The 23,964-nt window shown below is 61.7% G+C and carries 20 protein-coding genes; 9 read left to right on the top strand and 11 right to left on the bottom strand.

Annotation, left to right across the window (positions count from 1 at the left end; genetic code table 11):
• Positions 1–54: 54 nt before the first annotated feature.
• Positions 55–744, bottom strand: coding sequence for a TetR family transcriptional regulator (locus M1E02_RS21095; protein ID WP_479376117.1), 690 nt, complete (start codon positions 742–744; stop codon positions 55–57).
• 141 nt (positions 745–885) lie between these two features.
• Between M1E02_RS21095 and M1E02_RS21090 the strand changes: the two genes are divergently transcribed.
• Complete coding sequence (locus M1E02_RS21090; RefSeq protein ID WP_479376116.1) at positions 886–2,322, top strand: flavin monoamine oxidase family protein; 1,437 nt, start codon at positions 886–888, stop codon at positions 2,320–2,322.
• 40 nt (positions 2,323–2,362) lie between these two features.
• On the opposite strand, the gene M1E02_RS21085 is transcribed toward M1E02_RS21090, so the two are convergent.
• Positions 2,363–2,971 carry a TetR/AcrR family transcriptional regulator gene (locus M1E02_RS21085; RefSeq protein ID WP_479376115.1) on the bottom strand — a complete coding sequence of 203 codons (609 nt, stop codon included), beginning with the start codon at positions 2,969–2,971 and terminating at the stop codon, positions 2,363–2,365.
• Positions 2,972–3,078: 107 nt separating this feature from the next.
• Between M1E02_RS21085 and M1E02_RS21080 the strand changes: the two genes are divergently transcribed.
• Complete coding sequence (locus tag M1E02_RS21080) at positions 3,079–3,912, top strand: alpha/beta fold hydrolase (protein ID WP_479376114.1); 834 nt, start codon at positions 3,079–3,081, stop codon at positions 3,910–3,912.
• Positions 3,913–4,010: 98 nt separating this feature from the next.
• Here M1E02_RS21080 and M1E02_RS21075 read toward each other — a convergent pair whose 3' ends face one another.
• A complete protein-coding gene (locus tag M1E02_RS21075; RefSeq protein WP_479376113.1) occupies positions 4,011–4,652 on the bottom strand; it encodes an NADPH-dependent F420 reductase in 642 nt (213 codons plus the stop codon).
• 94 nt (positions 4,653–4,746) lie between these two features.
• Between M1E02_RS21075 and M1E02_RS21070 the strand changes: the two genes are divergently transcribed.
• The 4 genes from M1E02_RS21070 (at position 4,747) to M1E02_RS21055 (ending at position 9,419) form a co-directional block, all read left to right on the top strand.
• The gene (locus tag M1E02_RS21070) at positions 4,747–5,139 is read left to right on the top strand and encodes a VOC family protein (protein WP_479378240.1); all 393 of its coding nucleotides are present in this window, start codon (positions 4,747–4,749) and stop codon (positions 5,137–5,139) included.
• 106 nt (positions 5,140–5,245) lie between these two features.
• The gene (locus tag M1E02_RS21065) at positions 5,246–6,004 is read left to right on the top strand and encodes a LamB/YcsF family protein (RefSeq protein ID WP_479376112.1); all 759 of its coding nucleotides are present in this window, start codon (positions 5,246–5,248) and stop codon (positions 6,002–6,004) included.
• Complete coding sequence (locus M1E02_RS21060; RefSeq protein ID WP_479376111.1) at positions 6,001–7,674, top strand: 5-oxoprolinase subunit B/C family protein; 1,674 nt, start codon at positions 6,001–6,003, stop codon at positions 7,672–7,674. Before M1E02_RS21065 ends, M1E02_RS21060 begins: the two co-directional genes overlap by 4 nt.
• Complete coding sequence (locus M1E02_RS21055) at positions 7,671–9,419, top strand: acetyl/propionyl/methylcrotonyl-CoA carboxylase subunit alpha (RefSeq protein ID WP_479376110.1); 1,749 nt, start codon at positions 7,671–7,673, stop codon at positions 9,417–9,419. The genes M1E02_RS21060 and M1E02_RS21055 overlap by 4 nt, the downstream gene beginning before the upstream one ends.
• A gap of 126 nt (positions 9,420–9,545) precedes the next feature.
• On the opposite strand, the gene M1E02_RS21050 is transcribed toward M1E02_RS21055, so the two are convergent.
• Both M1E02_RS21050 and M1E02_RS21045 read right to left on the bottom strand, forming a co-directional pair.
• Positions 9,546–9,812 carry a GlsB/YeaQ/YmgE family stress response membrane protein gene (locus tag M1E02_RS21050; RefSeq protein ID WP_247041639.1) on the bottom strand — a complete coding sequence of 89 codons (267 nt, stop codon included), beginning with the start codon at positions 9,810–9,812 and terminating at the stop codon, positions 9,546–9,548.
• Between the two features lie 288 nt (positions 9,813–10,100).
• Positions 10,101–14,621, bottom strand: coding sequence for a beta strand repeat-containing protein (locus M1E02_RS21045; RefSeq protein WP_479376109.1), 4,521 nt, complete (start codon positions 14,619–14,621; stop codon positions 10,101–10,103).
• A gap of 725 nt (positions 14,622–15,346) precedes the next feature.
• On the opposite strand from M1E02_RS21045, the gene M1E02_RS21040 reads away from it, so the two are divergent.
• Entirely contained in the window at positions 15,347–16,045 is a 699-nt protein-coding gene (locus tag M1E02_RS21040) for a GntR family transcriptional regulator (RefSeq protein ID WP_479376108.1), read from the top strand.
• A gap of 97 nt (positions 16,046–16,142) precedes the next feature.
• On the opposite strand, the gene M1E02_RS21035 is transcribed toward M1E02_RS21040, so the two are convergent.
• From M1E02_RS21035 to M1E02_RS21020, 4 genes are all read right to left on the bottom strand, one after another.
• The gene (locus tag M1E02_RS21035) at positions 16,143–16,967 is read right to left on the bottom strand and encodes a putative hydro-lyase (protein ID WP_479376107.1); all 825 of its coding nucleotides are present in this window, start codon (positions 16,965–16,967) and stop codon (positions 16,143–16,145) included.
• Between the two features lie 8 nt (positions 16,968–16,975).
• Positions 16,976–18,127 carry an NRAMP family divalent metal transporter gene (locus M1E02_RS21030; RefSeq protein ID WP_479378239.1) on the bottom strand — a complete coding sequence of 384 codons (1,152 nt, stop codon included), beginning with the start codon at positions 18,125–18,127 and terminating at the stop codon, positions 16,976–16,978.
• A 168-nt stretch (positions 18,128–18,295) separates the two neighbouring features.
• On the bottom strand, positions 18,296–18,970 hold the full coding sequence (locus M1E02_RS21025) for a hypothetical protein (RefSeq protein ID WP_479376106.1): 675 nt from the start codon (positions 18,968–18,970) through the stop codon (positions 18,296–18,298).
• A 128-nt stretch (positions 18,971–19,098) separates the two neighbouring features.
• A complete protein-coding gene (locus M1E02_RS21020; RefSeq protein ID WP_479376105.1) occupies positions 19,099–19,497 on the bottom strand; it encodes a DUF5997 family protein in 399 nt (132 codons plus the stop codon).
• Positions 19,498–19,702: 205 nt separating this feature from the next.
• Here M1E02_RS21020 and M1E02_RS21015 point away from each other — a divergent pair, with 205 nt between their 5' ends.
• Positions 19,703–20,410, top strand: coding sequence for a LysR family substrate-binding domain-containing protein (locus M1E02_RS21015; RefSeq protein ID WP_479378238.1), 708 nt, complete (start codon positions 19,703–19,705; stop codon positions 20,408–20,410).
• Positions 20,411–20,452: 42 nt separating this feature from the next.
• On the opposite strand, the gene M1E02_RS21010 is transcribed toward M1E02_RS21015, so the two are convergent.
• Positions 20,453–21,616: a GGDEF domain-containing protein gene (locus tag M1E02_RS21010; protein ID WP_479376104.1), complete on the bottom strand. Its 1,164-nt coding sequence runs from the start codon at positions 21,614–21,616 to the stop codon at positions 20,453–20,455.
• 128 nt (positions 21,617–21,744) lie between these two features.
• On the bottom strand, positions 21,745–22,848 hold the full coding sequence (locus tag M1E02_RS21005) for a GTP pyrophosphokinase (protein ID WP_479376103.1): 1,104 nt from the start codon (positions 22,846–22,848) through the stop codon (positions 21,745–21,747).
• Positions 22,849–23,078: 230 nt separating this feature from the next.
• Between M1E02_RS21005 and M1E02_RS21000 the strand changes: the two genes are divergently transcribed.
• Positions 23,079–23,882, top strand: coding sequence for an alpha/beta hydrolase fold domain-containing protein (locus M1E02_RS21000; protein ID WP_479376102.1), 804 nt, complete (start codon positions 23,079–23,081; stop codon positions 23,880–23,882).
• Positions 23,883–23,964: the final 82 nt, after the last annotated feature.

The raw sequence follows: 23,964 nt of genomic DNA, 5'->3' as shown, positions 1-23,964 counted from the left end.
CATAAGTTATTCCGCGTTTCTTTGCTTCGATTCACCCATACGCCCGCACAGTGCTTACCGGCGCAGCGCTCCAAGCCCGCTGATCAGCGCATCGAGACCCAGCGTGAAGGCCACATCGGCGGGTCTTTCATGGCTTAACCGCGCCAGACTCTCCACTGCGCCAGCGAAATTAGGAGTGCTGCCAGCCATGTCCCCGGGATTGAAGATGTCTGCGGGTGCAGTGACGTCATAGGCCGAGCCGAAGATGAATGATTCCAAAGCGACGATGGCCGGGATGATTTGTTCCGATGGGAAGCCGGCGTTGCTGAACCCTGCGCTTACCGTTTCATACATTGCCAGGGTCTGCGGGGCATCCGTCACTGGCAGCACTGCGATGACCGGAATCAGGGGTGTGTGCCGCGCGAAAACATCACGGTAGCTCCATGCCCACTGCCGCACGGCTTCTTCCCATCGCTCCTTGCCAAAAGATGAGACATCCACCAGGGCCGCAAGGTGATCCTCCACGAGCAGCAGTACGTCGTCCTTGGAGGTGACGTGGTTATAAAGGGCGGAGGGCGCGACATTCAAAGAGCGGGCCAGCGCGGCCATTGTCAGGCCGTCGTAGCCGTTTTTTTCGATCAGCTTCAGCGCCGCGGCCGTAATTCCCGCCTTGTCCAGAACGGCCGACGAGGGTCGACCGGCTCTGCGGCGCTCTACTACTGCCGGCAGGGGAGCCTCTCCGGAGGCGCGCGTGGATGCCGGCATTACTGACCTTTCTCGGGAGGGTTTCCCAGCATTATTCCATCCGCTCCCTTCCGGGGCGCGCCGGAACGCGCTATAGTTCGTTTAAATGAATGGCATTCATTTAGTGGCCCGCATCACCTTGCGGGCATAGAAAGGGACATCATGCTGGAACTTGATCGCGACGTCGTCGTCGTGGGCGCGGGACCATCGGGACTTACCGCGGCCCGTGAACTAAAAAAAGCCGGCCTCAGTGTCGCTGTACTGGAAGCCAGGGACCGCGTGGGCGGCCGCACCTGGACCGACACAGTTGATGGAGCCATGCTGGAAATCGGCGGGCAATGGGTTTCTCCTGACCAATCGGCACTCATGGAGCTGCTGGACGAGCTGGGCCTTTCCCTCTATTCCCGTTACAGGAGCGGCGATTCCATCTATATGGGCGCCGATGGTAAAAGTCACAGGTACACGGGCGGATCGTTCCCCGTGGGGGAAACCACGGCAGCGGAAATGGACAAGCTAATTGCCCTCCTGGATGGGCTTGCAGCAGAGATTGGCGCAAAAGAGCCCTGGGCCCACCCGAAGGCACGCGAACTGGACACCATCTCGTTCCACCATTGGCTTCGCCGCCATTCTGCCGACGAGGAGGCCTGCAACAATATAGGTCTGTTCATCGCCGGCGGGATGCTCACTAAGCCTGCCCACGCCTTTTCGGCACTGCAGGCTGTCCTGATGGCGGCGTCCGCCGGGTCATTCAGCCACCTGACCGACGAGGACTTCATCCTCGACAAGCGGGTTATCGGCGGGATGCAGCAGGTGTCCCTGTTGCAGGCAGCGGAACTGGGGGACGACGTCGTACTTAACAGTCCGGTGCGCACTATCAACTGGGCCGAAGTCAGCAACCCCGGGACACCGGATGTCAACGCCAGCCACCGCGTCACGGTCCTTTCCGAGCGCGCCACTGTCAGGGCGCGGTTCGTAATTATGGCCGTGCCGCCGAACCTTTACTCCCGCGTCTCCTTTAATCCGCCGCTTCCCCGCCGTCAGCACCAGATGCACCAGCACCAGTCTCTGGGCCTGGTGATCAAGGTTCACGCGGTGTATCCGACGCCGTTCTGGCGGGAGCAAGGTTTGTCCGGAACATGCTTCAGTGCTGGCTCCCTGGTGCAGGAGGTCTACGACAACACCAACTATGGGGACACGCGCGGCACGCTCGTTGGCTTCATCTCCGACGAGAAAGCTGATGCCGTCTTTGAACTCAGCGAGGCGGACCGTCGTCAGGCGGTTCTGGAATCTATTGCCGGATTCCTGGGTGACAATGCGCTGGAGCCAGAGGTGTACTACGAATCCGATTGGGGCTCCGAGGAGTGGACGCGGGGCGCTTATGCCTCGAGTTATGACCTCGGCGGGTTGCATCGCTACGGCAAAGATCAGCATGCCCCCGTCGGTCCGATCTTCTGGTCCTCTTCGGACCTTGCTGCCGAGGGCTACCAGCACGTCGACGGAGCTGTCCGAATGGGTCAGTTGACGGCTGCACGGATTATCGAGGCGACCCGGGTCAGCGCGTGTCCTCCGGCGGCAGGCAAAATCACCGTTCCGGCATAGCCTCCCGCCGTCGCCGACACCCTCTTAACTGTCGCCGACCCTAACTACGGGACAGTGCCGAGTCGATCAGCACTTCGGCAGCCGCACGGGCTTGGCTTGCCGGCTCGGCACTGCCGGAGATGGCCGCGGTGGTCTGAGCCCCCTCGGCGAGAATGGCGAGCTGAGGGGCCAGGGCGGGCGGCGCCCCCATCTCTTCCGTGAGCCCTGAAAGGAACTTCTGGAAATCATCCTTGTGGTTCCGCACGATTTCTGCGACGCGGGGCGACGTGCCTCCGAGCTCTCCAAATGAGTTGATGAAGGCACACCCCCGAAAGTCCTCCTGGGTGAACCAGGAGGCAAGGAAGTCGTAGACGGCGAGGAGGCGCTCCCGGGGTTGGGTCTCGCGGGCCACGGCTGATGCCACCCCCTCCGTCCATTTGCGGTGGCGGCCCAGCAGGACCTGCTCAACGATCGCGTCTTTTGAAGGAAACAGCCGGTACAGCCGCTTGAGCGAGATTCCGGAAGCGGCCCGTAGCTCATCCATCCCGACGCCCTGAACGCCTTTGGCGTAGAACAAGCGGTCCGCCGCCTCAAGGGCAGCCTCGCGCAAGGCCGCATCATCAGCTGAGCCGGAAGACCCCTTCGTCAGTGGTGCACTCGAATCTGCCACCGGATTTCCTCACTTCTACAGCTTGACTTGCGTGGATAACGATCGTTCTCTATAGTAGTCCATATCACCGGAGAACGCTCGTTCTCTGCAGTCGAAAGGAACATCCCATGGCTTTCATTACGGTTGGAACAGAAAACAGCACTGACATTGAGCTCTACTACGAGGACCACGGTGCAGGTCAGCCTGTAGTGCTGATCCACGGGTACCCGCTGGACGGCCATTCCTGGGAGAAGCAGAGCGCGGCCTTGCTCAATGCCGGCTACCGCGTCATCACCTATGACCGCCGGGGTTTTGGACGTTCAAGCCAGCCCGCCGCCGGCTACGACTACGACACCTTCGCAGCCGATCTGAACGTGCTGCTGGAAACCCTCGACCTCCGAGACGCCGTCCTGGTCGGCTTCTCCATGGGAACGGGCGAGGTAGGGCGTTACCTGGGCACGTATGGGTCCGGCCGCATTGCGAAGGCAGCTTTCCTCGCGTCCCTGGAGCCCTTCCTGCTGCTGACGGAAGACAATCCCGGAGGCGTCCCGCAGGAAGTCTTCGACGGAATTCTTGAGGCCGTCACCACCGACCGCTATGCCTACTTCTCCGACTTCTACAAAAATTTCTACAACACGGAGGAGAACCTGGGAAACAGGTTGTCGGAGGAGGCCCTGCGCAACAGCTGGAATGTGGCTGCCGGCGCTTCCTGGTACGCCTCGAGTGCTGCTGTCCCCACCTGGACCACAGATTTCAGGGCTGACATCCCGAAGATCGATGTTCCAGCGCTCATTCTGCACGGAACCGCGGACAACATTCTCCCCATCGACGCTACCGGACGGGCGTTCTACAAGGCACTGCCCGCGGCGGACTATGTGGAGATCGAGGGCGCTCCGCATGGACTGCTGTGGACCCATGCTGAGGAAGTGAACGAGGCCTTGCTGGCCTTCCTCGCAAAGTAGATTCCCGGGGGAATCAGGTCAGGTAGATTCCCAGTTGGGCATCCCGGCTCCAGCCGCGATGCCCAACTCCGGAAATCCTTGACGAGATGGAATCTTCCCTAGATAGTGCGGGGAGCGCGGGCCAGGTTGGCGGCAAGTTCGTCCGCATTCTGCCGGACAACGTAAGCAGGCCGGTCCCGCTCCACCCGCCAGCTGTCGGACAGCGGGCCAATGTTCACGGTGTCGAAGCCAAACTCGTTGTATAGCCGGCTGACCAGTTCAACGGCTTCCGGATAGTCGCTGGAGGTGGCGAGTGCCCGCCTGTCAGGGGCGCCGGCTGGCGCGCCGGTGGTGGTGATGTCCTTGGCCATGATGTGGTTGAAGCCCTTGGCTACCTTGGATTCGGCCAGGTGCTCCTGCAGCAGCCCTGAGGTTGTTGCCTCCCCGTTGTCCAAGGCTGGAATCCGGCCATCACGCTCAAAGTAGTAGTTGTTGGTGTCCACAACAATTTTTCCCGCCAGCGGTTCTGCCGGGATGTCCTTGTAGCTCTTCAGGGGGACGGTGACGACGGCGAAATCACCGGCGGCAGCCGCCTCCTCGGGGGTCGCGGCTTTGGCTCTGGGGCCCAACTCGTTCACGAGTTCAGCCAGCGTTTCAGGTCCCCGTGAGTTGCTGATGACCACGTCGTAATCAAGTTCAACAGCCTTGCGGGCGATCTGGCTTCCAATGTGTCCTGCACCGATGATTCCTATTGTTGTCATGCTCGGGCCAACTGAGCGGTACCCCGGATTATTTCCTTGGATCCTCCCTGTGCTCGCGTTCACAGGCCTGCTGGCCAGGCGTAGCCTTGGCACCATGCGACTGAAAATGTGCAGCATCCATGTGAAGGATCCGGCAGCTGCCCACGAGTTTTACACCCGCATCCTGGGCTTCGAAACGATGATGGCCATGCCTGAATACAACCTCTACATCGTGAAGGATCCGGACAGTAGCGGGGATTCCGGCCAGGGAGGAGTAGGCCTTCTGCTGGAACCCAGCGACAATCCCATTGGCGCTGCATACATGAACGGCCTGCACGATTCAGGGATGCCTGCCATAGTCCTTGGGGTTCCGGACGTCCGGGCTGAGTACAAGAGGCTCTCAGCGCAGGGCGTAATTTTCCAGTCCGAGCCAACGGATGGTGCTCAGGGGATTTCGGTTGTGCTGGATGACGGGTGCGGAAATTACGTACAGCTTCACCAGGACTGAAAAGGACGTCCTATTCCAACGTTTCAGGGGCCTCATTAAAGATTGTTGAACAATCTGGGAAAATAGGGCATGATGGTGATGTAGCCAACCTGAGACGAGGGTCACAATGCCTTTCATCGATCTGAACAGCGACGTCGGAGAGTCCTTCGGTAACTGGACCATGGGCGAGGACGCCGCCGTTTTCCGCCACGTTTCCAGTGCCAACGTGGCCTGCGGCTTCCATGCCGGTGACCCAAGCACCATTGCGCAGACGTGTCGCGACGCCGTTGCCGCAGGTGTCACCATCGGAGCCCACGTGGGGTACCGGGACCTGGCCGGCTTCGGACGTCGGTTCCTGGACTGCTCTGCCACAGAACTCGCGGATGACGTCCTCTATCAGCTCGGAGCCCTGCAGGCCCTCGCCAAGGCGGCTGGTTCGGACGTTAAATACGTCAAACCCCATGGCGCGCTGTACAACACGATCGTCCATCACGAGGTCCACGCCCAAGCGGTGGTGGACGCGGTCCATGCGTTCAGCCCCGGGCTGCCGCTGCTCCTTCTCCCCGGCTCGCTGGCCTTGCGCAAGGCAGAGTCACGTGGCTTGCGTGCCCTTTCGGAGGCTTTTGCTGACCGTGCTTACAAACCCGACGGCACCCTTGTGTCCCGCCGGGAAGAAGGCGCTGTACTGCATGACGACGACGAGATCACCCGGAACATGGTCCGGCTCGCAACGGAGGGCAAGATCGTTGCCCGGGACGGCTCCATCCTGGACGTTCGGGCCGACAGCATCTGCGTCCACGGCGACACGCCGGGGGCTGTAGCCATGGCCGGCGCCGTCCGTGCCGGACTGGAATCAGCAGGCGTCGCCGTCCGGAGCTTTGCATGAGCATTACCGGGATCCGCTGGGCCGGCCCGAGGGCCTTGCTGGTGGAATTGACCGACCTTGCGTCCGTGCTTGCCTTTCACCACCAGCTGCAGGAGCAACCGTTCCCCGGACAACTCGACGCCGTCGCTGCCGCCGCCACGGTCCTGGTGAAATTCGCAACGCATCCCCAAGCTCTTGAAGCACGCGCCGTCGTCGGAAATCTTGACGTGGATGAACTCCACCAGGAAGGCGGACGCGAAGTCACCGTTGAGGTGGTGTACGACGGCGAGGACCTAGCTGAGGTGGGCAGGCTCACCGGACTTGGCGTGGACGGCGTCGTAACCGCCCACACCAGTCAGATCTGGACCGCCGCTTTCGGCGGCTTCGCCCCCGGATTCACCTACCTCGTGGGTGAGAACAGCAGTCTCACCGTCCCCCGCCGGACGTCACCGCGCACGACGGTTCCCGCCGGGGCAGTAGCTCTGGGCGGAGAGTTCTCAGCGGTGTATCCGCGGCAATCACCCGGCGGGTGGCAGCTAATCGGCCGCACGTCGGCGGTTCTCTGGAATCTCGGCCGCGAGCAGCCCGCCCTCATCCGGCCGGGGGACAAGGTCCGGTATGTGGCTGTGGGGGCTTCGCAAGCGGGCCTGGCACCGAGGGCTGCTTCCGGCACCCCGGCCATGAAGGGCCCGGTTCATGAGCTGGTGAATGGCCTCGCCGTGGAGTCGCCGGGGTTGCAGTCATTGGTGCAGGATCTGGGCCGTCCTGGGCTTGGTGATCTGGGCGTTTCGGCATCCGGGGCAGCCGACCAGCGATCAGCCCGCCAAGCCAACAGGCTGGTGGGCAACGAACCCGGCGCCGCCGTCGTCGAGAACCTCCTCGGCGGGCTCACGCTGAGGGCGCAGGGCGACCAGGTGTTGGCGACGGCAGGAGCGACGGTCCCTCTCGAGATCCGCTCGCCGGATGGTGTTGCCTTACGCCGCCCCATGGGTAGCTCTCCCTTCGCATTGCTGGACGGCGAAAGCCTCGCGCTAGGGACACCCACAGCTGGACTCCGGTGCTATCTGGCAGCCCGGGGAGGCATTGATGTTCCGCCGGTGCTCGGCAGCCGCTCAACTGACTCAATGTCGGGGGTTGGCCCGCCGCCGCTGGCGGCCGGAAGCCTGCTGCCGGTGGCGCCTGTTGAGGGTCTCCGCCCCGTGGGTCATCCGGAACCCTCCACCCTCCAACCAGGATCGGACGCCGCTGACCTCCGCGTGACCCTCGGACCCCGTGATGACTGGTTCACGGACCAGGCATTGCACGCTCTTTCAGGCCAGGAGTGGCACGTGACGGAGCAGTCGAACCGGATCGGTGTCCGGCTTGTTCCGGACGCAGGCACAGGTGTGTCCCTGGCCCGGAGTCGCGAGGGTGAGCTGGCCAGTGAGGGCGCCGTAGCAGGGGCCCTTCAGGTTCCCCCCAGCGGCAATCCGGTTCTGTTCCTCGCGGATCATCCGGTGACCGGCGGCTATCCGGTGATCGCCGTAGTTGTCCCCGAAGACCTTCCGACGGCGGCGCAGTTGCCGCCGGGCCACAGGGTCCGATTCACCGTAGTAGATCCGTCCACGCTGGAACCCCTGGAGCCAGCTGTCCCGCTTCACCATCAAGCCCCCGCTGCGCGCGGTGCAATTTCCGAAGGAATCCCCTCATGAAAAAGGTCCTCATCGCCAACCGTGGCGAGATTGCCGTGCGGATTGCCCGTGCCTGCTCGGATGCCGGCTTGGAGTCTGTCGCCGTCTATTCAGATCCCGACGCCGACGCCCTCCACGTGCGTTTGGCGGACGAGGCCTATGCGCTGGACGGGTCCTCGGGTGCTGAGACGTACTTGGATATGGCCAAACTGATTGCAGTGGCACGCCGTGCCGGGGCCGACGCCGTTCATCCCGGTTACGGCTTCCTTTCCGAGAATGCCGACTTCGCGCAGGCCATCATGGATGCTGGGCTCACATGGATTGGTCCCACACCGCAGTCCATTCGCGAATTGGGCAACAAGGTAACGGCCCGCGACATCGCTGTACGGGCCGGCGCCCCCTTGGTTCCCGGCAGTGACGGTCCGGTGGCCAACGCCGGCGAGGTACTGGCGTTCGCCCAGGAGTATGGCCTTCCGGTAGCCATCAAGGCAGCGTTCGGCGGCGGCGGGCGCGGACTAAAGGTTGCCCGGCGACTCGAAGACATTGAGGATGCCTTCGAATCGGCTGTCCGTGAATCCACCGTGGCGTTTGGCAGGGGGGAGTGCTTCGTGGAGCGCTTCCTTGACCAGCCCCGGCACGTTGAAGCCCAGATCCTGGCGGACATCCACGGCAACGTGGTGGTCCTGGGGACACGGGACTGCTCGCTGCAGCGTCGCAACCAGAAGCTTGTCGAGGAAGCCCCGGCGCCTTTCCTTACCCCGGAGCAGCGCGCCCAGATCCATGCCTCCGCGAAGGCAATTTGCCGCGAGGCCAACTACCACGGCGCCGGAACGGTGGAATATCTCGTGGGCAAGGATGGCATCATCTCCTTCCTGGAGGTGAACACCCGGCTTCAGGTGGAGCATCCTGTGACGGAGGAAACTTCGGGCGTGGACCTGGTTCGTGAACAGTTCCGCATCGCTTCAGGCGGCGTCTTGCCTTTCACCGAGGATCCTGATCCCCGCGGACATGCTTTTGAGTTCAGGCTCAACGCTGAAGACCCAGCGCGCGGGTTCCTGCCCGGGCCAGGAACCGTAGACATCTTCGAGCCACCAACCGGCCCCGGCATCCGCGTTGATACCGGAGTCCGTTCCGGATCAGTGGTACCCGGCGACTACGACTCGCTGATGGCAAAACTGATCGTCCACGGTGAGGACCGTCCCCAGGCACTGCGCCGGGCACGGGCCGCCCTCGATGAGATGCAGATCAAGGGGCTGCCGACGGTGCTGCCCTTCCACCGCGCCGTGGTACGTCACCCGGATTTCATCGCAGAAGAGCGCCTGGGCGTCCACACAACCTGGATTGAAAATGAATTCGCCGAAACCCTCGCAGCCTCAACTGAGATCGCCCGTACTGCGCCCGGCGCCGCCCGCAGCACCATTACCGTGGAACTGGACGGTAAAGCTGTGCAGCTTGGTTTACCCGCCCGGCTCTATGAGGCACTTCTCAGCGGGGGCGGCGGATCTGCTGGGAATGCGAGTGCGGGTCTTAACCCCGGCTCCTCAGGAGCCGACGACGCCAGTCTCACCTCGCCCATGTCCGGCTCCTTGGTGAAGTGGCTGGTGGAGTCTGGTGATGCCGTGGAAGCCGGGCAGCCGGTGGCGGTTCTGGAGGCCATGAAAATGGAAACCACTGTTATTGCCCACCGTGCAGGGATTGTGGCGAGAGGCCCGCAGGAGGCGGGTACCGCCGTCGGGAGCGGAGAGGTCCTCGCGAAGATCGGCTGACGGCTTACAGTGCGTGCCGTGCGCTGACTAACTGATGTCATACGGAAGGGCGGGCATTCGCCCGCCCTTCCGTATGACCATTCCCACAGACCAGGAAAAGCTCTTATAAGTCAGTGGGCCCCCGAGTCAGACGCGGCTTCTGCGGCCGGCAACCGCACCGTAGATAGCGAGAACTATGACGGCGCCGAGAATGGCCAACAGCCAAGTCCGGAGATCAAAGAACTCGCCAAGACCTCCACCAAAAATCAGCGAACCGATCCATCCGCCGAGTATTGCTCCGACAACACCCAAAACGAGTGTGACGACCCATCCTCCGCCTTGCCGGCCCGGAAGGATGGCTTTAGCAATTGCTCCAGCAATGAGACCGAGCAGGAGAAATCCGAGAATTCCCATGACTGCACTTCCCTTTCATAATGGCAATGCCGACGGGTATCGGCCCATGACATGAGTTAATCAGCATCCTTACTATCCTGCAAGCATTTTGTTTCATGACTTCTTGGCCGGCGGTTCGGTGCGGACACACGAAAGCGGCGACTGGGCTATCCGGGGGGACATGATCCAATCGCCGCTTTTGTGTTCCCGGATCGAGGCCGGGAAGCCTTGGGTACCGGTTCTTTCGAGTGTTCTTGTTACGTGTCTTGGGCGGGTGCTACGGCCTAGGCCGTAGCACCCGCACCCCCACTATGCCTTGCGGCGGCGGGAGACCAAGGTCAGTGCCAGTCCTCCAAGGAGGAGCACACCGGCCACACCTGCTGCGATGAGCGCAACTCCACCGGTGTTAGCCAGGGAGCTCCCAGTGTTTGCCAGCGGAGCACCGGCATCTTTCTTAGTGACAGGAGTTTCGGTTGAATCCTCCGGGGAGAGTGCAACGCCTCCAAGACCCAAGGCCTTGGCACTGGCCACATTCTCGATGGGGTTGCCGGATGCGACGTCTGCTGCCTGCACCTTGTACTCTGCCGTGCAGATGATCGACTCACCAGGAGCCACTGTGGTGGCAGGGCAGGTGACGGTGACGCCCGCGGTGGTCAGGCGGGGATCATCAATCTCAAGACCCGTCAGCGTAGTGGTGCCTGTGTTGGTAGCCGTGAACGTGTACTGAATGACTTCCCCGGCGTCGGCCACGCCGTCACCGTCCCCGTCGCGCAGGGTGTTGTCCTTCTCAAGCTTGAGGGCCTGAACCACGCGCGCCGGGGTGGAGGTGGTATCCGGAACGGAAACCACGGGTGCCATACCTGCCGGCGGTGTGCCTGCAGCGGTAGCCACGTTGTCTACGGAGCCGGCATCAATATCGGCCTGGGTAACTACATACTCCTCGACTGCGGAGCAAGAAGTAGACGCTCCAGGTGCAAGGACAGTTTCCGAGCAGGTCACAGCACCAGCCTTCGGATCATCAACCCGGACGTCCTTGAGGGTCACGTTGCCTGTGTTGGTCACCGTGAAGGTGTAGCTGATCTCCTCGTTCAGGTCGGCCAGCTTGTTGCCGTCACCATCGAGCAGTTCAGCGTTCTTCTCGATCAGCAGTTCAGCGGAGCGTGCAATCTCCGTTGTGGTTGAGTCCTCATTTGAGACAGTGGGCTCGTCGTCGGGATCGGTTCCCGCTGCGGTTGCAACGTTAACAACCTTGCCAGCGTCAACGTCAGCCTGCGTGATCACATATACCTCATCGGCCGAGCAGTCGGTTGACTCGCCTACTCCGAGATCAACGTCCTCGCAGGTAACGGCCCCGGCAAGGGGGTCCTCGACCGCGATCTCGCGGACTGGAACATTGCCGTCGTTGGTCACGAGGAACGTGAACTGGATCGTATCGCCGGCGTCAACGGTGTCATTGCTGTTGACGTCGACAGGGTCTCCTGCTGTTTTCTCAAGAGTCAACACAGGCGCCTGTTCGGTGACGGGCGTGTTGGTTGAATCCGGATCAGATTCCACGGGAATCCGATCCGGGTCAGTGCCGGTGGCACGTGCCGTGTTGGCGACAACGTTTGCCACCTCATCTGCTGCGGTAATGGTGTATACCGCTTCAGCTGCACAGTCGGTGAAGACTGTCGGAGCCAATGCCGTCGCTTGGCAAAGGACTGATCCGACGAGCGGATCCACCACTGCGATGGAGCCGACAGGTACATTTCCGTCATTGGTAACGCGGAAGGTGTACTGGATGGTGTCTCCCGCGTCGGTGATGCCGGAGTTGTTGACATCCGTCGGAGTCCCTGCTGTTTTCTCGATCAGGAGGGACGGGTTCGGCAGTGTAACGTCCGTGGTGGTGGAATCCGGATCGGAAGTCACGGTGCCGCCGTCGGGATCAGTACCAGTGCTGGTGGCGGTGTTATCCACTGAACCGGCAATTTCGTCTGCTTCGGTCACTACGTAGAGTGCGTCAGCGACGCATTCCGCCGTTTCCCCGACGCCCAGCGTGATCGGGTCTCCCACCGCCATGGGGCCAACTCCATCAGCGAGGGTGGGTGTGACCGTGCACGTGACGTTGCCAACCAGGGGATCATTGACCACGACGTTCCGGACGGGAACGTTTCCGGTGTTGGTGACTGTGAACGTGTACCGGATGGTGTCACCGGCGTCGGTGATGCCGGAGTTGTTGACATCCACCGGTGCTTCGGCAGTCTTTTCGATTACCAGGGATGGAGCCGGAACCGTCACGGGAGTGGACGTGCTGTCCTCTTCCGAGTTCACCGGGCCGTTGTCAGGGTCAGTGCCGGACGCTGTGGCCGTGTTGTTCACTGAACCGGCGGTCTCGTCGGCCTCCGTCACTACATACAGCTTGTCTGCGACGCAATCGGTAAATGCGGTGGCGAGCAGCGTGGTGCTTGCACAGGTGACACTGCCGATCAACGGGTCATTGACGACGGCGTCGTGGATTGTCACGTTGCCCGAGTTGGTGACCCTGAAGGTGTACTGGATGGTGTCGCCGGCGTCCGTGATTCCTGAGCTGTTAAGATCCGCCGGTACTCCCGCGGTCTTCTCAATGGTCAGTGCCGGACGCGGGACGATGACCTCGGTGGTGGTCTCGTCCGGGTTGGACACCACAGGATCGCCGTCGGGATCTGTCCCCTCAGCAGTGGCGGTGTTGTCTACTGAGCCCCTCGCCTCGTCGGCCTCGGTGACTACGTAAACAGCAGACGCTGCACAGTCCGTGAACTGTGCGGGCGCCAATGTTGTCTGCCCGCAATTAACCCCGATTGCCGGGTCAAGTCCACTGAGCAGTCCGTCGTTGATGACCAGGTCAGCCACGGGAACGTTTCCGTTGTTGGTGACCCTGAAGGTGTACTGGATGGTGTCGCCTGCATCGGTGATTCCGGAAGCATTCACGTCCACCGGAACGCCGGCGGTCTTGTCGATCACCAGCAGGTTCTGCTGAGCGGTGACAACTGTGTTCGTGCTGTCGGGGTTCGATGCAACAGGAGCGTTGCCCGGGTCGACGCCGTTGGCGGTAGCGGTGTTTACCACTTCGCCTGCCGTTTCGTCCGCCGCGGTAATCGTGTACGGCAGGCCGGCAGCGCAGGTGGTGGAAGCTCCCGGTGCCAGTGCTGTTGCCGCGCAGGTAACTGCAATTGCCGGGTTCTGGCCAGCCAAAAGGTTATCGGCAATGGACAGGTTGGTGATCGGCAGATTTCCGCTGTTCGTGACTGCGAACGTGTACTGCACGGTATCGCCGGCATCGGTGATTCCGGAGTTGTTGACGTCTGAAGGTGTTCCGGCTTCCTTATCCAGGAGAAGGGAGGGTGCCCGCTCGATCAGGGTGGTGGTTGTGTCTTCGTCCGTTGCCGGTGGGAGTCCTGCGACGGTTCCGGTGGCGGACGCATTGTTTACTACCTCGCCGGCGTTGACGTCGCTCTGCGAAATTGTGTACGGATCTGCCGTACAGGTTGTTGTGGCGCCAACCGCCAGTGGACCGGGAGGGCATGTCACCGCGCCAACCAATGGGTCGGTTACGGTCACAGTCTCAAGCGGAACCGTGCCTGTGTTGGTCACATCGAAGGTGTACGTCACTGTTGAACCGGCTGTGTTACCTGTGGCGGCGCCGGCCTGCTTGTCCAACGTGAGACCGGTGACTTGGGCCGCGTTGGTGAACGTGCAGACTACGGCTACACCGGCCGCCCCCGCATCCGGCATCGTGAATTCGCCGGTGGTTCCTTGTCCGGTGGCGATAGTACCGCCGGTGTTTTCGTTGAGGCACGTCCAGCTCGAAGCATAACCGAACGCCGTCGGGCTGCTCGGTGCGGTTCCTGCTCCGCTTTCGGAAATCGTGTAAGTGGTGCCTGCGCGGCCAAAGACCGGCCCGGCGATTTCAGCCGGTTCATCCTGAAGCCCTGAATCCGTGCCTGCGGTGGTTCCATCAATGCCGGCGGGGAGTCCGCCGCCGGCGAGAGTGACTACTACCTGGTCAGTCGCTGCGATCCGACCTGCTGGAAAATCCTTTTGGACCGAGATTGTGTTCGGAGTTGAGCAGGATGCGAGGTCTACGGATCCGGTTTCGGAGAAGGGTTGGGTGCTTGTAATGGCGCCTGTGACGGGATCTACCTGCCGCAGGGTGTTGGAGCTGCCCAGGTAGAGCATTCCGTCTCCGCCAAAAGCGATACCGTTGACCGGCTGCGGGGTGGCGACGGAAACCATCTCACTGCCGGTGACCGTGATAGGTGCTCCTGGCGACGTCGGAAGTTGCTGGTCGATGACCGTGAGAATACTTTCAACCGTGCCACCACCAACTACGTAAAGTCGTCCCTGGCGATCGAATGCCCAGTCCCCGTTAGCCCCGGCATTGGGAATGGCACCAGTGGCTACGAGCCCTATCGAGGTATTGGTTGTTGTGTTGAATCCGTATATCTGGATGCTGCCGCCGCTGAATCCGCCGTAGTAGTAAAACCCGGTGGCGGGATCGATTGCACCATGCGTGACTGGGGTTCCGGCCTCACCGGCGCCCAGAGCGACAGTGGCCTCAGTGGACCTGTCGAGGCGGTAGATTGTACGACCCGTTCCGGTGTTGTCAGGAAGCACGCCGAAGGCCGCGCTGCCATCTGCAGCGACACCGAGCCCGTTAAGGTTGGCGGTTGCTCCGCTGATGTTGAATGAGCCAACGCTGCTCTGGGTGCCGGTGGCAGTGTCCACGAACCAGAGGTTGCGCTCGCCGGCGCCCTGGATCGAGTAGACGGACTCGCACGTGAGCGGGACGGCAGCTACGGCAGGAGTTGGCACGTTCAGGCCAATGCCCCCCACCGCGAGAATCCCAGCAATTAGTGCGCTGCTCGTGAGTATTCCTACGCCTCGTCTGACTGCGCGGACTGGCCTGGTTTTTGTTTTTGCCGGATCGGCATGTGGGCGTCTTTTATACAACGGTCTACCCCCTGTAGATCGTTCGGGGCCAGACTTTGACCCGCGTGTTGTACGGGTCGCTGCAGTTGCAAGTGTGCTCTTGATGCTTCCCCCACCGTAAATAGTTAGGGGATCATATCTGTTTGTCAAGTCGGTAATATTTCCATTACAGAGGAATTAATAAACGGACTGAACAAACCTTTTGATATTAAGCTATCGGTACTGTACTATTAGCTCGGCCATGGGGCGCGCTGTCCAAAGAACCGAAAGTTGCAGGCATTCTGGGGAAAACTGCCCAAGACAAGTACAGAAGTCACGAGTAGTCGGCGCCAATCTATGACAAATTCTGCGTCAGTGGCAGCTGGAATTCGGCAGAATATGGGTCCGTCGCCTTTGATTCGCCAGCAGTTGAAATTTCCGGACGGCGGATAACGCGTCTCCCGCAGAATTTCGTATTTAATTCTTGCACTCAGCATTTCATAAGGCTGCTTACTTTTTATCTTGTAACGCTTTTACCTGCATGTAGAACGGATCCTTGACGCTCACCTGGACGCCGAATTCCAGGAACGAAAGAGTGGGATCCCGCGCTCGTTAGGTAGATTGGGATCATGCCCATGAACGCTGCACTCCAAGGGATCGCCGATAGCGGCCACGCCACCCATGCCCACACGGGTGCCTGGGTTGCGGCTGTTCTTCGCGCGCGGATCTCTGCCGGGCAGCTCCCGCCGGGAACCAAGCTCTCGGAGCAGAAACTCTCTGAGGCCCTTGGGGTTTCCAGGAACACGCTGCGGGAGGCTTTCACAGTCCTCGCAGGTGAGTCCGTTGTCCAGCGCATTCCCAACAGGGGAGTTTATGTTGCAGCTCCGGGAGCCGAGGATGTCCGGGAGATTTACCGGGTGCGGCGGCTGATTGAGCCGGCAGCAGTGCTTTGGGGTGAGATTCCGGAAGGAACTCTGGACCGTCTCGAAGGCATCATCTCCCAGGCCCGGGAGGCGTTGGCTGCAGGATCAATCCAGGGCATGGCGGACGCGAACCAGGAACTGCACAAAGCCCTGGTCTCACTCTCCGGCAGCGCTTCGTTGGATGAATTGATGGAAAAAGTCCTTGCTGAAATGCGCCTGGTGTTCCATGCAATGGCCACCACTCCCGATTTCCACAGCCACTTTGTGGAGCGTAACGCCGCGCTTGTTGCCCAGATCCGGTCAGGCCAGCGGGAAGAGGCAGCCGCAGAGCTTCGGCGTTACCTTTACGCCGCCGAGGACGAGTTGCTGGCCCACATCGGTGCCGTGCAGAACCCCCAACCCTGACGCTGCGACCATACAAAAATGCTGCAGAGGCAAGAAGAGCGCCCCGGATCCGGAAAACGGACCCGCGGCGCTCCAACAAGCTGAGCGGCTATAAAGGCTACGGCACGAGGTAACTGCTGTCCCTGGCATCAGTTATCAGCATGTGCCCCGGGGCGTGCCCGATTGCAAGGGCGGGCCTGGACTCCATCACGGCAGCCTGGGGCGTCACCCCGCAAGCCCAGAACACCGGCACATGGTTGGCGGGGATGTCCACGGGGTCCCCGAAGTCCGGACGGGAAAGGTCGGCGATACCGAGCTCCGCAGGATTTCCCACATGTACCGGGGCGCCGTGGACAGCCGGATAGCGTGAGGTAATCCGAACGGCGTCGGAAACCTGCGACGCCGGAACGGGGCGCATGGACACCACAAGCGGGCCGGCCATGGAACCCGCAGGTTCACAGCGCACACTGGTCCGGTACATCGGTACGTTCACGCCCTGGTCGATGTGGGCCACGCGTATTCCGTTCTCCTGGAGTGCGGCTTCAAAGGTAAAGCTGCAACCCACAATGAACGTCACCAGGTCATCGCGCCAGTGGGCCAGAATGTCTGTAAGTTCGTCAACCTTCACCCCGTTCTGGTACACCACGTACCGTGCGACGTCGGTCCTCACATCGCCCCCGGACAGCAATGGGCCAGATGTCTCACCGGCGTCGAGCACACCCAGAATGGGACACGGCTTCGGGTTCCGCTGGGCAAACAGCAGGACATCGAAAGCCTGTGCCTTGGGCACAATGAGCAGGTTCGCCTGGGCATAGCCCGCGCTCCAGCCGGAGGTGGGGCTAACAACGCCGGCCCGGAACAGTGCGCGCGCCTCGGATGGCAGCAGAGCTCCCGGATTCTCAGGAAGTACGACGCCGGCCGGGGACTTCGTTGAAAGTGTCACGGTGCCTCCTAGGTCCAGAGCTTCGCAAGGCCGGCCAGCGAGTTCCACCCTAGGAACAATGTCAGCAGCCAGGCAAGGGCACCGATGATGAGCAGCCACTTCGGGTACACGTACCCCTGCATCAGGTCGCGGCGGCGCCACGCCACCCACAGCAGGAGAGCGAAGCCAACGGGGAGGATAAGCCCGTTGAAGGCACCGGCGAAGATGAGCAGCTGCTGCGGTGCCTGGCCGATCAGGAGGTAGGCCACGGCGCAAAAGGCGATAAAGCCAACGGTTATGAGATTGCGGGTGCGTTCCCTCGTGGAGGACTTGGTTACGAAGGAAACTGAGGTGTAGGCGGCACCGATCACGGAGGTGATGGAAGCAGCCCACAAGATGACGCCGAACATCCGCAGGCCGATCTGTCCGGCCGCAGCTTCAAAGGCGGAGGCGGCGAGGTTGTTGTTGGCCAGGGCCACTCCACCGGCCACCACTCCGAAAATTGCGAGGAAGAGAAGGACGCGCATCACGCAGGTCACCAGGATGCCCAGGATGGAGCTTTGGGTGATCTCCTTGACATGCTCTACACCGGTGGCGCCGGAATCGAGCATCCGGTGGGCGCCGGCGTATGTGATGTACCCGCCGATGGTGCCTCCGATCAGGGTGGTGATCACCAGGAAGTCGACCTTCTCCGGCATCACTGTGTTCCGGAGGGCTTCGCCCAGGGGAGGGGCGGAGACGATGGCCACGTAGAGCGTCATGAGGATCATGACGGCGCCGAGGATCACCACGATCTTGTCCAGGGCCAGCCCTGCCTTCTTACTGAGGAAGATCAGGATTGCGATGACAGCGGAGATAGCTCCGCCGAGTTTCGGATCCAACCCCATCATGGCGTTGGTGCCCAGACCGGTTCCGGCGATATTGCCGACGTTGAAGACCAGGCCGCCCAGGAACACCAGGCCGGCGAGGAACCAGCCCACGCCCGGCAGAACTTTGTTGCCGAGTTCCTGGGCCCGCATCCCCGAAACCCCGATTACGCGCCAAACGTTGGTCTGTACCGCGATGTCCACAAGGATCGAGACGAGGATGGCGAAGGCGAAGGCAGCCCCCAGCTGCACTGTGAACGCTGCGGTCTGGGTGATGAAACCCGGACCGATTGCGCTGGTGGCCATAAGAAACATGGCTCCAAGGAGAGCCGAGCGCCGGCCGGCTTTCGTTTTGCTTGGGAGTGTTGCTGTGCTTTCCACGGGGTCCGTCCAAAGGGTGCGGGTGACAGGAGTCACAATGGGATGTCACGGGCAACACTACAGACTGTTCAACAATCTCCGCAAGTGATTGTTGAACAATTCTTAAGACCATAGATTGATGCTGAGGGGACCGGACGCCGTTTCGGCGGCCGTGAAGGCTTTTTCGAGCCGCTCCACGGCAGCTTGGTAGTCGGTATCGGGTAACAGCCGGCAACGTTGTGCTTCCTTCATGGCGCGGAAGAAATCCGCGGTTTCGGGGATGCGAACGTCGCTCATACCGGGAAACTCGATAGCGTTTCCAGGGTCCAGTTCGTAGCGGCTCCACTTTTGGAGAACGGCATTGTGGCGTTCCGCTGCGAGGATGTAACCGGGCCGGTTCTCCGGTTTCCTGCTCTGCCGAAGATCGAACCTGCGGCTGCTGCTCAGTGTCAGAAGAGCAACGGCACCCCCGAGGGTGACCAACAGCAGTCCCACCGCAGGGGACTGCACCGCCGGAATCAGCACGGCAGGGACGATCACCACGAGGCCGGTAAACACGTTCCAGAAGAGCGCGTCCGGTTCGCTCCGGCCGGAACTGTTCTCACGACGGGTATCTTCCCTGGAGCTGGCGAATGGATGGCTGTAGGGGGACAGCGGGCCGGAATCGGTAGTGGCAGGACTTCGGCTTACGCTTCGGTAGAGAACACGGACGGTGCATGCGATAGCGACCACCAGCACAGCGGCCCACAAGGCGAATTCGGCAGGCGCCATCAGTACGGCATCAGGCATGGCGGGCATCGGACCACCTCCAGCGCTATTACCCGCTCGGCGCAGTCCTCCAAGAGTGCCGCATGAAGGTGGTGCGCCGCTTGAATTCAGTATGCGCCGCCTCTATGTGCCTCAGCTAGGCCCCTTTTCAGCCCGGTTCAGCTTTGGCGGGCCTTCTTGGCTTCCTTCTTCGCGGCCTCATCCTTGACGCGCTGCGCTTCAGCACGGACAGCGGCGTGGGTGGAGCGCTCAGCGACCAGCCAAGCAGGGGGCGCCTGAAGCAGGGCAGTGATCTCCGCCGTCGTAAGCGCTTCTTCAACTCCACCACGGGCGAGACCGCTGATGGAAACGTTCAGTTTCTGGGCGACAACCGGGCGGGGGTGGGGGCCGTTACGGCGCAACTCAGCCAGCCACTCCGGAGGGTTGGCCTGGAGCTCGGCGAAGTCAGCACGGGTGATGACTGATTCCTGGAACTCCTGGGGTGTAGCGGGCAGGTAGATGCCGAGTTTCTTGGCAACGGTGGCCGGCTTCATGGACTGGGAGTTTGCAGAGGTCATGCTTCAAGGGTATCCGTATGCGCGCCTGCAACGCACCAGAGAAGGCGCCGCACGGGCACCATCCCTCCGCTCTGGCGGTTCAGAGCGGCTGACGCTGGTGAACGGCTGACGGTACTGTGAAGCTGTGCCAGCAGACAATGAAATCCCCCAGGCTCCCGAACCTGCCCCTCCCGCTTCTCCTCCCGTTCCGACGGAACCGCCCAGCGTGGAACCAGAAGCCTCCCGCCGCGAGCTGAGGTTCGCGTACGTGGCAGGGGTGACGCCGGGGAAATGGATCCGCCGCTGGGAAGAGCGGATGCCGGACGTGCCGTTGCAGTCCTTCATGTCCGACGACGGCGAGCAGCTTGCGGTGTTGCGGAACGGTTCTGCTGATCTCAGCTTCGTCCGCCTTCCCGTAGAGCGCGAGGGACTCAGTGTTATCCCTCTTTATGAAGAGCAGCCGGTTGTGGTTGCGCCCAAGGGCCACGAAATTTCTGTCTTCGAGGAGGTGGCGTTCGAGGACCTGTCGGAAGAAGTTTTTCTTGACCCGGCCGAACTCGGGGGAGCACAGAGCGCCCTCCAGGTGGTCGCCTCCGGCGCCGGCCTACTGATCCTCCCGATGTCAGTAGCCCGGCATTTCAATGTCAAGGACACTGTGGCGCGGAGGCTGACCGGTGTGCCCGGTACGGAGATCGCGCTCGCCTGGCCCGCCGAAGCAACGGACGAGGTACTCGAGGAGTTCATTGGAATCGTCCGGGGGCGTACTGCCCAGAGCTCCCGGCAGCCATCCGCGAACCAGGAGAAGCCCAAGAAAGCCCCTAAGCCAGACCGCAGGGGAACGGGTGGAGCCAAGAAACCCGCCGTGTCCCAGCGCTACGCCCCGAATCCTGACAAAGGCCGCGGCCGTGGCTCACGCAAAAAGGGTAAGCGCTAGCTGACCCCACGTCCTGGACGCCATTCGGGGGTTTCCCGGCTCTCAGTCTCCGGGTTTGGTGGAACGGGCGTAGCGGACGGTTCTGTTGCGGCCCAATGATTTTGCGCGGTAGAGAGCGGCATCGGCCGCTGCAATGAGTTCCTCGAGGCCTTCTGTGTCCTCGTCCACTGCCGCCAAGCCATAGCTTACGGTGGGCATTTGAATGCCCAGCTCCGTGGAGGCAGCGTCCATGCGGCGGCTGATGTCTGTTGCGACGTTCTCGGCCCGGTAAGGACTGACTCCTGGCAGGAGCAGGACGAACTCCTCGCCTCCGTACCTTGCGACGAGGTCCGAAGACCGGACCGTCTGCGTGCACGCTTTGGCGAATGCCTGCAATGCGCGATCCCCTGCGGCGTGACCATGAGTGTCATTGATGGCCTTGAAGTGATCCAGATCGGCGAGGAGAAGGGTTCCGGGAGCCCGCGTATGCCGAAGCCTGAGGAGTTCTGCCTCGGCCAGATCGAGAAAGCCGCCGCGATTCAGCAGCCCGGTCAGTCCGTCCCGCGTTGCGAACGTCCGCAACGCCCGGGTCTGCTGTTCTGTGCTCAGCGCCGCCATGCTGAACGAGGCCACCACCAGGAGCACCATTGTGATGCCAGTGGTGACGGCGGAACCAAAATACGCCTGGAAATTGGGCCCGGACGGGCCTTCCAGAAGAAACACGATCAGCCGCAGGAAGTAGAACAGTGACAGTGAGCCTGCCGCTAAGGCCATGGGGACGCGGATTTTGGAATAACCCGGCTCAAGGTGCCAGAGTTCACGCGCAGCTAAACCAATAGCCACGCTCATGGAAGCAAGGAAAACTGCGCCTCCGGACCAGGTGTTGCCGGACGGATTCTCCAGGCATGAGGCAACGGCCGTGATCACCGGACCAGCCAGCAGAAGCCAGGTACGAGGTAGATGCGTCCGGAGGGAGCGGGCAGCTGCCCAGACGCTGGAGGCGCCTGCGACGAGCAGGCCGTGCCCTGCCGGAATGGCCAGCCACTGAAGAGGCGTTCCTTCGAGGAGCAACGACGCGGAGCCGGCGAGGAACAGTATGAGCGCGAAGCACCACCAGGCGCTGTACGCCGAGCGGGTGCTCCGGTACGCCGAGAAGTAGAAAAGGAGACCAAGTACCAAGGCCATCACGGCGAAAGCGACCCTGAGGGTAGCTGTATCGAGGACCATGCCCTTCTTCCCCCTGCTGAACGAGCCTGCGAAGCCCCAGTATCCCACTTACCGGACGCCGGTGTAACGATCTTTGCCGGAGTTTGCCGGGATGCGTTGGGCGCAGTGCCGGGAGCGCAGCGGAAATCTTATTGGGTCAGGCGATACCGCTCGATTTGCTTCAGCCTCCGCTGCAGGCTGTCCCGTCTGGGGTGGGGGACGACGTCGGGCGATTCAGCGGTGAGATCGATGTGCTTGGTGCCGTACTGCCAGAGCAGGAGGTCATCCAGCAACCTGTCCGGTCCCGGCGAATACCGGTGGTCCAAGGCGCGTCGAACCTCAGTGATCCGATTGGCGCTGAGAAGCTCCGCCAGTTGCATTGTCTGGTTGAGGCCGTGGGCGGCCATCAGCTCGGCCGCCCAGCCCCAATCGTCGTCGACCTTGCGGTCCACGTGCGGCAGGAGCGTCCGCCAGACATCGCGGATGCGGTTGGGGGTGAGCGGTGCCGCACCTTCACCTTCCGTGTCCCAGAAGCTGCGAACCTCCTCATAGCGCTCATGCAGGTCAGCGAAAGCGCCTTCCACTGTTTCCAACATGGCGGCCGTTGCGGTGAATTGCCGGTCGAAATGCGGGGTCCAGGCACGGGGGTCTTCAGCCTTGAATCGGATATCGTGCTCGATCTCGCTCCAGGCGTGGGCAAAAACCGTGCGGATCTGGCATTCAAAAAAGTAGCTGCCGTTGGCGGGCAGATCCGGATTGAACGCTTGCTGGTAGTCCTTCACGGCCTCGTTCTGGATGGTCCGGAGGATCAGATGTCGGCTGGAGTACCCATAGGTCCCCGACTCAATGGACCCGATGTCCTTTTCCCGGTCACCACGGCAGTCAAAAAGCTGGCGCTGGCGTTTGATGAGGTTCGCCACCACTGCGTTCTCAGCCGGCAGCTTGGTAATGACACGCACTCCCACCATGTCGTTAAGCGTGCGGAAGGGGTCCGGGAACTTCAAAACCGGAGGGCCTCCCGGCTCCAGCGGCTCCTCCGTCCGGGAAATCTTCTCCCGGAAGGACTCCACGGTCTTGGTACGGCCGGTGACAAACAACGGCGTGACTTCAGTGTCCTTGAGCATGCCCCGCAGCGTCAGAAGAACCTCCCGCGTAACCAGCTTCAGAGCCGGGCGCACGCGCTCATAAAGCTCGACATTCTCCTGGACAGCCTGCTTTTGGGCAGTGTCCAGGAAGTCCCAATTGCTCGCCATACAGTCAGCTTACGGCGGGGGTGCGACACGATGGGACTGACACCCCGCCGGGAAACGCCGACCATCCGGAATCAGGCAATCCCACCGCAGCAAATCGGGTTTGCATCCCAAAGGCCAAGGTAGGCTCGGATCTAACTGATGTGCATCGTCGAGACCAGGCGTCGCCGCAGTAGGCGGGACAGTTGGGGCATGGTCCGCTTTCTGTAGAAACACGCCCCGAGGAGGATGCAGTGAAGCGGCACAAGTACCAGTACGGTGCAGATCCCAGTCAGTGGGGCGAACTTTTCCTGCCGGAAGCCAATGGCAAACAAACACCCAAAGGTATTGTTGTGGTCATCCACGGCGGATACTGGCGTTCCCAATACGGTGCTGAGTTGGGCGAACCGCTGGCGCGGGATCTTGCGATGCACGGCATGGCGGCATGGAACCTGGAGTACAGGCGGGCCGGAAACGGTGGTGGATGGCCCCATACTTTTGAGGATGTTCTGGCCGGCATCGACAAGCTGAGGGATCTCGCTGAAGAACATGACCTTGATCTTCGCAACGTGGTTGCCCTGGGGCATTCGGCGGGCGGGCACCTGGCCGTGTGGGCAGCGGGCCGTGACAAGCTAGGAAGCCTCCCAGCGCCTGAGGCAGACCGTCAGCTGGTCCGCAAGAACGGCAACGGCGCCGTCCATCTCACGGGGGTTGTCAGCCAATCCGGCCTGCTCAACCTGGCGGATGCGGAAAAGCTGGACCTTAGCAACGGCGCCGTCAGCAATCTCCTTGGCGGGCCGGCCCGGAGGTATCCCAAGCGCCACATGTATGTGGACCCGATGAGCACGGTCCCGCTGACGGTGCCCGTTTACGCGGTCCACGGCCTGGAGGACGATACCGTTCCCCTGAGCCAGTCCGAGGCCTATGCAGTTGCTGCCCGGGCTGCAGGTGCACCCGTTCAGTTGCTGAAGTTGCCGGGAGACCACTTTGCGCTGATCGATCCGAAGGCACCGTCATACCGCAAATGCCGGGAACTGGTTCAGGGCCTGCTGGGATAAGTGCGCGGGGGCTTAGCCGTCCCCTAGACTGGATGGCAGGTGTGCCGGGAAGTCTGGTCGGCGTGACTTTGTCGACGCTACC

It is taken from the genome of Arthrobacter sp. Z5-13, assembly GCF_056499105.1.
Note: the sequence above shows the minus strand (reverse complement) of the source record. Positions and strands in the feature narration are given on the sequence as shown.